General features: G+C 38.4%; 9 protein-coding genes and 1 other RNA gene. 9 read left to right on the top strand and 1 reads right to left on the bottom strand.

Annotated elements, in window-relative coordinates; genetic code table 11:
- Nucleotides 1-68: 68 nt before the first annotated feature.
- Entirely contained in the window at nt 69-488 is a 420-nt protein-coding gene (locus tag LB454_RS02995; RefSeq protein WP_224463007.1) for an ABA4-like family protein, read from the bottom strand.
- Between the two features lie 246 nt (nt 489-734).
- Between LB454_RS02995 and ald the strand changes: the two genes are divergently transcribed.
- The 9 genes from ald to LB454_RS02950 all read left to right on the top strand — a co-directional run bounded on the left by ald (nt 735) and on the right by LB454_RS02950 (nt 11022).
- On the top strand, nt 735-1820 hold the full coding sequence (gene ald / locus LB454_RS02990) for an alanine dehydrogenase (RefSeq protein WP_224463005.1): 1086 nt from the start codon (nt 735-737) through the stop codon (nt 1818-1820).
- A 229-nt stretch (nt 1821-2049) separates the two neighbouring features.
- On the top strand, nt 2050-3063 hold the full coding sequence (locus LB454_RS02985) for an endonuclease/exonuclease/phosphatase family protein (RefSeq protein WP_224463002.1): 1014 nt from the start codon (nt 2050-2052) through the stop codon (nt 3061-3063).
- 142 nt (nt 3064-3205) lie between these two features.
- Entirely contained in the window at nt 3206-5710 is a 2505-nt protein-coding gene (locus tag LB454_RS02980) for a TonB-dependent receptor (protein WP_224462986.1), read from the top strand.
- 24 nt (nt 5711-5734) lie between these two features.
- On the top strand, nt 5735-6691 hold the full coding sequence (locus LB454_RS02975; protein WP_224462983.1) for an alpha/beta hydrolase: 957 nt from the start codon (nt 5735-5737) through the stop codon (nt 6689-6691).
- Nucleotides 6691-7596, top strand: a complete 906-nt coding sequence (locus tag LB454_RS02970; protein ID WP_224462980.1) for a glycerophosphodiester phosphodiesterase — start codon at nt 6691-6693, stop codon at nt 7594-7596. Before LB454_RS02975 ends, LB454_RS02970 begins: the two co-directional genes overlap by 1 nt.
- A gap of 152 nt (nt 7597-7748) precedes the next feature.
- An RNA gene (gene rnpB / locus LB454_RS02965) (RNase P RNA component class A) lies at nt 7749-8086 on the top strand.
- A 181-nt stretch (nt 8087-8267) separates the two neighbouring features.
- On the top strand, nt 8268-8831 hold the full coding sequence (locus LB454_RS02960) for an RNA polymerase sigma factor (protein ID WP_224462978.1): 564 nt from the start codon (nt 8268-8270) through the stop codon (nt 8829-8831).
- Nucleotides 8818-9477, top strand: coding sequence for a hypothetical protein (locus LB454_RS02955; RefSeq protein ID WP_224462976.1), 660 nt, complete (start codon nt 8818-8820; stop codon nt 9475-9477). The genes LB454_RS02960 and LB454_RS02955 overlap by 14 nt, the downstream gene beginning before the upstream one ends.
- Before the next feature lie 81 nt (nt 9478-9558).
- Nucleotides 9559-11022 (top strand): hypothetical protein, encoded by a 1464-nt coding sequence (locus LB454_RS02950; protein WP_224462973.1) that lies wholly within the window; start codon nt 9559-9561, stop codon nt 11020-11022.
- The last annotated feature ends 679 nt before the right edge of the window (nt 11023-11701 follow it).

Below are 11701 nucleotides of genomic sequence, written 5' to 3'. Positions count from 1 at the left end.
ATAAAATTCGAGCTTGAGTAAAACATCCCATTCCTAAAATCTGTAATTGTATGGACTACAACTTTTTATTAATCTATCTTTTTGATTTTAATCAACTTAAGGATATAAAACAGTAAAAAGCCCACTGGCCCAAACATAAAACAAAGGAGCAGGCAGGGAATGATGAGGAAATGATTGATATTATGTTTCTGTGACTGATTCAGGATCCAGTTACCAACCAGCAAATCAAATACCAGGTAATGCACCCAACCTGTCAGTACTGCTTCATCGGAAGTAAACATAGCTTTGATACCTTCGAGCTCACTAAAAGACTCCATGTCAAAATCACCCAATCCTGAAATGACATAAACCGTATAGACTATAGCCATTACCGCTGAGAAGGTGTAAATGACAGGATTTCTCCATGATTTGCCTGGAAAGAAAATTAAAATCAACCAGGCAGGAAGAACGATAGTATTGACAATTTGAAAAACATCTGATGTGGACATGACATTAAATTTTAAGCATTAAATGTACTATTTATTTCAGTTAATCTAAGTTTTCAGATAACAGGACAGCCCTTCTTATTCACTCAGAATTGAGTATATAAATTTCGTTAATAAGAGGGGTGTTTATTGTTATAAAGTATTTTTTAATAAAAAATATAATTTTAAAGGGGGTGTATGTTTATTTAGTTCATATAATTTTATATTTACCCAAAAGTATCAGGGGTATAATGCATTAAATGTGTCATCATGAAAATAGGAGTACCAATTGAAATTAAAAACAATGAAAGCAGAGTGTCTATTACTCCTGCTGGCGTATATGAACTGTCTAAACGGAACCATCAATTATACGTCCAGTCACAAGCTGGGATCGCCAGTGGATTTACAGATCTGGATTATAAGGAGGCTGGAGCAGAAGTCCTTCCAGATTTAAAATCGGTTTATGATGTAGCAGAGATGATTGTTAAAGTAAAAGAACCCATTGAAGAAGAATATGAATTGGCAAGAGAAGGTCAAATCATTTTTACCTACTTCCATTTTGCTTCCAGCAAGCCACTTACTGAAGCTATGATAACTTCAAAAGCTATCTGCATCGCTTATGAAACTGTACAGGATGAAGATGGGAGTTTGCCGTTACTCACCCCAATGTCTGAAGTAGCCGGCAGGATGGCGACGCAGCAAGGCGCCAAATACCTCGAAAAGCCTATCAAAGGTAAAGGCATTCTCTTAGGGGGTGTTCCGGGGGTAACTCCAGGAAAAGTTATAGTTTTAGGCGCTGGCGTGGTTGGTATACAAGCCGCAAAAATGGCTGCAGGTCTGGGAGCGCATGTGGTAATTATGGACATTAATATGAAACGACTTCGCTACGTGAATGATATTATGCCCAATCATGTGGTGACGGCCTTTTCTAATGAATACAACATTAGAAAACACATCAAAACAGCAGATTTAATTATTGGTGCTGTCTTAATTGCTGGGGCAAAAGCTCCAAAATTGATCACCAGAGATATGCTAAAAGACATGCAGCCTGGAACCGTTATGGTAGATGTAGCCGTTGATCAAGGAGGCTGTTTTGAAACGACCAAACCAACCACCCACGAAGACCCTACCTATATTATAGACGATGTGGTTCATTATTGCGTGACCAACATGCCGGGAGCTGTGCCGTATACCTCGACTTTAGCCTTAACCAACGTTACCTTTCCATACATTATGGAAATTGCAAACAAAGGCTGGAAAGCTGCCTGCGATACTAATGCTTCTCTGGCAAAGGGGTTAAGCTTAGATAAAGGGAAAGTCATTTGCAAGGAAATTCTAAAAATGCAGGAAGCTTAAGCAATAGGTCATAAAATATGGAATATTGAATAAAGAATTTTAAATTCGACTCACGACTCACGACTCACGACCTATTTCAATTTTCATGTTTCCTAAAGCCATAAGTCTATCATCTATGCTCTGATATCCTACATCTGGAACCTCTTAATTTAATTAGCTTAAACTTTTATTGATGCTGACTTAACTTTTAACTCAAGAGAATTTAAGTGATTTAGGCAAAATTCTGATCATGAAAAAAATTACTCTAGTTCTGGTTGTAATAGTTATAGCTTTCCTTGGATTCTATACCTGGGCTACTTCAGGAGCATTTAATTCGGATGCAGACCGCTATGTAATCTACGATGCCAAAGAGTCTGGTTCAATCCAAAAAGATACAATTTCCATCATGACGTTTAATATTGGATACCTTTCAGGAATGACCAATAATAAAGCCGTAGAAAGGTCCAAAGCTTTATTTGACACCAATGCAGAGTCTTTGATTCAATTACTGGACAAAGAATCCATAGATATTTTGGCTATGCAGGAAATAGATTTTGGTAGTTCTAGAAGTTTTGATCTGGATCAGTTTGATTTTCTTTTGAAAGAAGGCAAATTTAACTATGGCGCCAAGGCTTTAAACTGGGACAAAAATTATGTCCCTTTTCCAAATTGGCCCCTTCATCTTCAGTTTGGAAAAGTACAATCCGGGCAAGCAGTCATCAGCAAGTTTCCAGTCTTGACCAATACTGTTGAGATCCTTGAAAAGCCAGTTGATCAACCTTTCTACTACAATGACTTTTATCTGGATAGATTAATGCAAACTACCACACTTTCACTAAACGGACAGGAGGTGACAGTTATAAACATTCATTTGGAAGCTTTTAGCGAAAAGACAAGAGCACTTCACCTAAAACGTGTTTTTGAAGCATTTAGAAAAGAAGCCGAAAAAGGACCTAGCATCCTTCTTGGTGACTTTAATGAATCAGTATTTCCGCTAGAGAGTTCACTTATGTCCCCTTTTTACAAGTCGCACAATTTTAAGGGAGCTATTGCTTTAGATTCACTTCCTGTATCAAAGCAAGACCACTTTACTTATAGTGCAGAATCCCCTGAAGTGAAGATTGATTATATTTTTTATTCATCAGCACACATTGAAATGCTCGAAGCTAAAACCATAAGTGAAACTCAATTACTTTCAGATCACCTTCCAGTGATGATGCGGTTTCGGTTAAAGAAAGTTAATGAAAGTTTATCTGTTCGTTAAATCAACATTAGTTTAAAATTAATCCAGTGTTTTCTCTTAATACTTTATTAACTCATTCGTATTGTCTGTTAACATTTTGATGCTTTTCTCTTAAAGTTACCTCGGTTTTGTTCAGGTACTTTTGGAAAAAACATAAACAAAAATGAAACAGATTTATTTATTTGCAGTGCTTTTCAGCCTGATGAGTTTAACTGGTTTTTCTCAAACCTACTCCGTTTCTGGTGAAGTAAGAGATACCAATAACAATTTGATCCCTGGTGCCAATGTGATGATCCCTGAACTTAATAAAGGAGCGGTGACCAATCCAAATGGAAATTACGTATTGAGAAATGTTCCAGAAGGTAGTTTTACATTAAGAGTAACTTATCTTGGTTTTGAAACCGTAGAACAAGTTGTAGACGTTTCAGGAAATCTTGAATTGTCATTCCAGTTAAAGGAAGCTAGCTATATGCTGGATGGTATTATGGTGTCAGCTCAGAAACGTGAACAAATGAATAAGGATGTCCCAATAGCCATCACCTCCTACGGTGGGAAATTTTTAGATAATACCAATACCTTTGAATACGATGCCTTTTCTGAATTTGTACCTGGCTTACAAATTCAAATCCAAAGTGTGAATAACCCTGGTATTGTAGTTCGTGGGATTACTTCAGATAGCGGAGACTCTCGGGTTGAACCTCGTGTTTCTGTGTTTCAGGATGGGGTTTCCATCAGTAAATCCAGAGGATCTGTGGTGGAACTCTACGACATGGAACGAGTGGAAGTATTAAAAGGTCCTCAAGGGACATTATTTGGTAGAGGTGCCCAAATTGGAGCCGTTCACCTGATTCAAAATAAGGCTAAAAATGAAAATTCTGCTTACCTCAAAGCTGCTTACGGTAACTTCAATCAGCGTATACTCACCGGTCATGTAAATACGCCGCTTGTAGAGGATAAACTTTTTTTAAGAGTAGCTGGAATTTATAACGGTAGAGATGGTTTTTTAGAAAATCGCTCTGGCGGTGATTTGAATGGTAAGGAAACACTAGCTTTTAGAACCTCCTTGAAGTACCTCGTTGGAGAAAAAACAACTTTAGATTTTATTGCCAACTGGCAAAGAGATACTCCACCAGGAACTTCTTTTAAAAGTGGACGTTTTGCACCCTTAGGTGGTGACACCAATCCAAATACGTTTGCCGATTTGGAACGCGGTGAAGAGCTTGGAGTGGACAGAAATGTATGGGGACTCACAGCAATACTTAAGCATAATTTTAATGAAAACTGGGATTTCACATCCATTTCTGCATACAGAGAATTTGATTCTGATGAAGCCTTTGATGCTGATGGTACAGCAGCTGCGGTTCTATTTTTTAGAGAACAAGCTAAGGGTAATCAGTTTAGTCAAGAGGTAAGATTCAATTTTGATACAAATGATCGCTTTAGAGGTTTTTTTGGAGCTAATTTCTTTGCTGAAGATGGTTCACAATCCGTTCCTTTAGAAATTAATGAACAAAGCTATGCAGCTTTACTTTTGGCTGGAGACAATTTTATAGTTAATGGAGTGCCAACCCTAATCCCCAACATTCCTAATGATCCAGCAGCCTTTGGTCCTTTGGCTGGAGCACCGTTACAAGAGTTTAATACAGAACGTTCTACTAATTTTGGTAAAAACTATTCTGGTGACTTATTTGCAGACGGCTCTTATGATCTTACTGATAAATTGACGGCAACTTTAGGTTTGAGATTAACATGGGAAAATATAAACGCTGCTCTGGAAGTCGAAGACGCTGAAGTTCCAGGATTACTTGGAAACTTTATAGGAAGTTTTCCAAACAATATCTTCGGGTCTACAAATAATCAAAGAAGAAAAGCTAGTGAAAACTTCACTTCTGCTGTAGGCCGATTTGCATTGGATTACAAATTGAATGAACAGGTTTCTGCTTTTGGTAACATATCCCGTGGACGAAGACCAAACGTGATCAATGTAACGGCTACAGACGTTAATGTGTTGTCGGATGAAACCGTGTGGTCCTATGAGCTTGGATTAAAAACCTTGTTTATGGACAAGAGACTTCAATTTGATGCAAATGCTTATTACTACGATTATCAAAATTTCCAGACATCTATTGCAACCTTCGATCCAGGAGGTGATGGCTTATTGATAGTTCCAAATGATAGTGGAAGTGCAACAGCCTATGGATTTGAAACCTCTTTGCAGTATGCAGTAACACAAAATATAAGTCTTTTCGCTAACTATGCTTTTGTAGATGCTACGTTTGATGATACAGATGAAGACGGGAATCCACAGGAACTTGCTGGGAATCGATTTAGATTAACTCCAGAACATTCTTATTCCTTGGGAGGAAATGTATCTGTTCCAATATCATCTCGAGTGGAAGCTTTCTTTTTACCTACTTATTCTTACAAGTCTGAAGTCTTTTTTGAAGAAACCAATTTACCAGGCATTTCCCAGGATGGCTATGGATTACTCAACTTAAGACTGGGGGTGAGATTGGATAAGACTAAAGAATTGACCTTTTTTGTGACCAATGCTTTGGATGAAGAATTTATTATTGATGCTGGTAATACAGGTCAGGCGTTTGGTATTCCTACCTTTATTGCAGGACCACCAAGATTCTTTGGCGCTCAATTTTCAATTAGATTTTAATTAGCTTTATAAAAAGCAAAAACCATGAAAAAAGTTTCAAAACTTATACTTATCATGAGCTGGATGCTGTGGATTTCTCCACAGCTTTCTGCTCAATCTGCACAAGCATATTCAATTGAAAATATCGAACAGTGGATCGAGAAGCAAGAATCTAACATTCCAGACTTAAAAAAGGATAACAATGCCATGATTTCCTGGGCAAAGGACCCTGGAATACCTACAGATTTGGTATTTGTCTATCTACATGGTTTCGGTGCAAGTAGGATGGAAGCAGAACCGGTAATTTCTAAATTAGCCAAAGCATTTGAAGCCAATGTATTTTATGCAAGGCTTAAAGGACACGGCAGAAGTGGAGTGGAAGGATTTAAAGAATTGACCAAAGAAAAGTATCTGGAGTCAGCGGAAGAAGCGCTTGATGTTGGAAGACGTTTAGGAAAAAAAGTAATTTTGATAAGCACTTCAACAGGCGGCACTCTTAGTCTTCATTTAGCTTCCAAGCACGATGATATTGCAGGATTAGTTATGTATTCACCATTCGTAGGACTAAAAAATCCTATGATGTCTCAAATTACAACAGACAAAGGTCGTGAGATGTTCAAATCTATGATTGGAGGTGAAGTGCAAAAAATGGATCGCCCAGAGCCGGAGTCAAATTACTGGTCAACCGAATATCATATCAATGCTTATGTTGCACTGATTGGCATGCTCAAAGAAACGATGACGCCAGAAACCTTTAAGGCTGTTGAATGCCCTGTTTTTATGGCGTATTATTACAAAAACGAGGATGAACAAGACAAGGTGGTTTCTGTTCAAGCCATGTTAGAGATGTACGATCAATTAGGAACTCCTAAAGAGTTAAAGCAAAAGCAAGCTTTTCCAGAGACAGGAAATCACGTGATTGCCAGTGACCTTAGGTCCAAGGACTGGGAGTCCGTTTTGGAAGAAAGTCAGGAATTTATTAATGATAAAATAAAAGACTAATGAAATATCTACTCATGCTATTACTTACCTTACCCACAGTAAATGCTCAAACTCAAAACGACAAGGCTATTTCAAAATCAACCACATATAAGTTTGATCTTCAGGGTCATAGAGGAGCAAGAGGGCTTGCGCCAGAAAACACCTTGCAAGCGTTTCAAAAGGCTTTGGAACTGGGTGTGAACACCCTTGAATTGGACTTGGCGGTGACCAAGGACAAACAAATTATCGTTTCTCATGAACCCTGGATGAATGCCGATATTTGTTTGGATGCTGATGGAAATGACATTGAAAAAGCTAATGAAAAGTCATTTAATATCTACCAAATGACTTATGAGGAGGTGAAACGTTTTGATTGTGGGAGCAAATATAATCCAGCTTTTCCAGAACAAAAGTTAGAGTCGGCCTACAAACCTTTACTTAGGGAAGTGCTCCAAATGGCGGATAGCCTTCGTAAAAATCACGGTAAAGAAATCGCTTACAATATCGAACTAAAAAGCCTTCCTGAAGGTGATGACCTTTTTCATCCCAAACCATCTGAATTCGTCAAGATGGTCATGGATCTGTTGCTGGAAGAAACAGATATAAACCGGGTGAATTTGCAGAGCTTTGATTTTAGAGTTTTAAAAGAATTGCATAAGGCTTATCCCAACGTCAAATTAGCCGCTTTGGTGTATAACACAGATTTTGATACAGCTTTAAATGACTTGGGTTTTGAACCTGAGATCTATAGTCCTTATTTTCCTTTGGTGAACAAAAAGCTTGTAGCTGAGGCACATGAGAAAGGCATCCAAGTCATTCCATGGACGGTCAACGAATTAGAGCAAATGAAAACGTTATTGAAGTATGGAGTTGATGGTTTGATTACCGATTACCCCGATCGCGCTTTAAAATTAAAGACGAAGTAGTTCTGAGTCTTTGAGGAGGATTTAGGGAGTAGGGAATAGAAGGTAGGAAAATTGAAAATTCTTAATTCAAAATTTACCATTAAACGACTATTCGATTATACGAATACACGAATAAACCACTACCCATATCCCAAAATTAACCCTACTTTTGCGTTGCAGGTCGCCCTATCGCTGTCCCGTCCCGATCCCGATAGCTATCGGGATTGGGACGGGAGAGAGGAAAGTCCGGACACCATAGCACAACATAGCGGGTAACACCCGTCGTCCGCCTTTGGCGGGAAGGACCAGTGCAACAGAAAGCAAGTACAGTTCGGCTGTAGTGAAATCGGTAAACTCTATGTGGTGAAATGTTATGTAAACCAAGGCTTGAGGGTTGTGCGCCCAATCTTGGAGGGTAAACAGATCGAGATTTTTGGCAACAAAAATCCTAGATAAATGATAGGGACCCAACTATTGGGGACAGAATCCGGCTTACAGACCTGCTTTTTTTCTTTTCTGAATTTGTGCAGAATAAATTTATCCACTTCACGATAATTGCCTCAACCCCCGTATAACCTAAGAGCGGATGTCTGGTGAGGATGAAACTTAAAACGTTTTCAAAATAAATTTGAACCTTCAGGCAACGCTGAAGGCTTTTTTATCGTCTATATTTATAGACACCTATTTCAATTGTGAAACTGATACAACTACATAAAGACTTAGAGCAAACCATCAGCGAAGCTCAGCGCCACAACCAAAAAGCGCAGTATAGGCTCTACAAGCAGTTTGCTCCCAAAATGTTGTCGGTGTGTAGGCTTTACATTTCAGACCTTCAGCATGCTGAAGATGTGATGTCCACCGCTTTTGTAAAAGTTTTTAAAAACCTCAATCACTTCGAAAACAAAGGCAGTTTTGAAGGCTGGGTTCGCAGAATTATGGTTACAACAGCTATTGATTTTTTGAGACGACAAAAGCAGCTTGAATTCTCCACCGATAGCTTCGATCAATACGAAGAAGTCGACATGCCAAGCCTCACCGAATGGTCTGTGGATGAACTCCAGGGTTTTATAGATGAATTGCCAGAAGGCTACAAACTCGTGTTTAGCATGCATGTGATAGAAGACTATTCTCATAAGGCCATCGCCAAAACACTAAATATTTCAGAAGCCACCTCGAGATCGCAGCTTTTCAAGGCCAAGCGACTGCTCAAAACTAAATTAGAAACGCATAGATCCTCCTCTCATGGACAAGTTTAAAAACGATATACAGCATAAATTCAGTCAGCGGGAGATTCAACCTACTGATGAAGCCTGGGGAAAAATCACCGGAGAATTAGCCACTTCTCGCACAAATAAAACTAAAAGCCTTTGGCTTTGGAGCGGTATTGCCGCTGGGTTTATCGGGCTTTTAGTTTTACTTACCCCTTTGTATTTTTCGACCAGCACTAATAAATCTATTGTAAATTCAGAAGAAAGAAAACCTAATGTAATAGGTATTGAAAGAGAAAGTATGGCTTTAGTAAATCAACTAAAAAGCAACGGAATACAGATGATACCAATAGCGTATCCAAAACCAAATTCAGCCATCGAAATTCTGAAATTTTATAGCAATACTAATCTAACACCTACACAGCTAAAAGCCAACACCTTATTAGCTGAGGTAGAGCAGGAGCTTGAAAAAGAGCGCTACAGCAAACAGAACTTTGATGAAGTAGATACTCTGCTGGCCCAAGCCAGAACGAAATTATCTTCAGAAAAAGACCAACAGATTTTTGATCAAATCTCTGCAGAATCTTTACTGGCTGAGGTCGACCTTGAGGATACTAACTCTTTTAAAGATAAAATCTGGAAATTGATAGAAGTCAATTATAACGAATTAAAATCCAGCCTTGGAGCTAGATAATATATCATAATACAGACATGTTGGCGCCCTATTTAAAACGTGACTGCTATACCTATGTTCAATTTTAAAAACCTAAACATCATGCCTATAAAACTAACTATCATTTTAGCAATTTTAGCTAATTTCTGGAGCACTCAACTAGTGGCTCAAAACAAAGAGTTTTCCTTTGAACTCGACATCGAAGATGGAGGGCTTAGAATGTCTTCCAACTATGGGACAGCCTGGAAAGAGTTGCAAACCTACAGCGTCCTTTCTAATACTTATTACGTGAGCAATTACGGTACATTTAGTGATGAAAACGAACTTGAAAATACTTCATTTTACATTAAGATTAACCTGAAGAGAGAAACCTTAACTCTGGAAGGTTTGTCTGGAACAACCTGGGACAGTTACACCTTCGATTGCCCGGATAAGACCTGTAAATTTTTCATAACGCAAGACGATGTAAAGACATCAGGCAGTGACAAAAGTTATATGAACGATAAAAAGGTGGCCAAAAGACTTAAAGAGCTGGAAGCCAAAAAAGAGCAAGTGCAAAAGAAAGAAAAAGAAAAACTGAAAGCTGCTATTGCTGAACTGAATGCAGACGAAGACTTATCCAGAAGAGAAATCGACAGTCTAAAAATGAATCTAGCCGAAAAGTCTGCCAAAAATATTGAAAATCAATTGGCGATTATTGAAAACAGCATTGAGTATTTTGAACGTAATCAAGAAGATATCTATACAGATCAAGGTTATTCTGATGGTAAATCTGAGCTTAACATCAACCTTGGGGGTTGGAATTTGATAAGCATCACAGAAAAGGATGAAATTAGTGCGTTTTCTAACAATAAAATCGAGTCTAATACCTCAAAACGAGTTAGAGTTACTTCTGAAAACAAAGATCAAGTGAAAACCTTCAATCGCTCTGCAGATGAGTTTTTGGTGCTTGGTCTTGCGTTTAATAATGCTATGCCAGACGGTGGGTCTTTGGATGATACAGGAATACGATTTGCAGGAAGCAGAACCTTAGAAATCGGCTATGCAAGAGATTTTAGAGTGTTTGAAAAAAGCAATTGGCTTCGCATTAAGTATGGTGTTTCTCTCCAGTTTAATGGCCTAAAACCTGAGGGAAATCGCACATTTGTAACAGATGGAACACAAACCACTATTGAAGACTTTGACTTCAATTTGCGAAAAAACAAATTCAGAATGGACAATTTGATTTTCCCGGTTCATTTCCAAATTGGTAAATCGGATGCTAGACTCAACGAAAAAACTGGGAAGGCTTATTTTCTAGATCATAATTTTAAATTCGGCTTTGGAGGCTTTGTAGGTTTAAATGTACTCAATACCCAAAAATTGAAATACACTGATAATTTGGGCAAAAGAATTCGTGAACGACAAAGAGACGATTTCAATACCAACAATATTTTGTACGGCTTAAGTACTTACGTCGGTTGGGATGACTTTTCCATCTTTGCACAATACAATATCAATCCTATTTTTAGAAATAGTCCGATGGATATGAATAATTTTCAAATTGGGGTGAGGTTTGATTTGTAGTTTTATTTTTGTCATTCCGAGGGAAGTGAAACGACGAGGAATCTTTTTAAATCGAATCTTTAATGCTTTTCGGGAGTAGAGATTCATCAGTCGACTGACGTCTCCATCTGAATGACAATCCCGTGTGTCATTCCGACGAAGGAGGAATCTTTTCATACCGAATCTTTAATGCTTTTTGACAGTTGAGATTCTTCATTCCGCTGCGCTACATTCAGAATGACAATCCCTATTGTCATTCCGACGACGGAGGAATCTTTTCATATCGAATCTTTAATGCTTTTCGTCAATTGAGATTCATCAGTCGACTGACGTCTCCATCTGAATGACAGTTAAAAAGAGATTCTTCATTCCGCTACGCTACATTCAGAATGACAATGCCGAGTCTCATTCCGAGGGAGGTGAAACGACGAGGAATCTTTTTAAATCGAATCTTTAATGCTTTTCGGAAGTAGAGATTCATCAGTCGTCTTTCGACTCCTTCTGAACGACAGTGATGTTTGTCATTCCGACAGAGAAGCTTTTTTTGCTTCGACGAGGAATCTTTTCATTAGAATTCTTTTATGTTTCACGACAGTAGAGATTCTTCATTCCGTTTCACTGCATTCCACGCCTAAGGCGGGCAGGCAGAATGACAATGCTGAGTGTCATTCCGACGAAGGAGGAATCTTTTTAAATCGAA

The organism is Psychroflexus montanilacus (assembly GCF_020164535.1).
Taxonomy (GTDB): domain Bacteria; phylum Bacteroidota; class Bacteroidia; order Flavobacteriales; family Flavobacteriaceae; genus Psychroflexus; species Psychroflexus montanilacus.
Note: the sequence above shows the minus strand (reverse complement) of the source record. Positions and strands in the feature narration are given on the sequence as shown.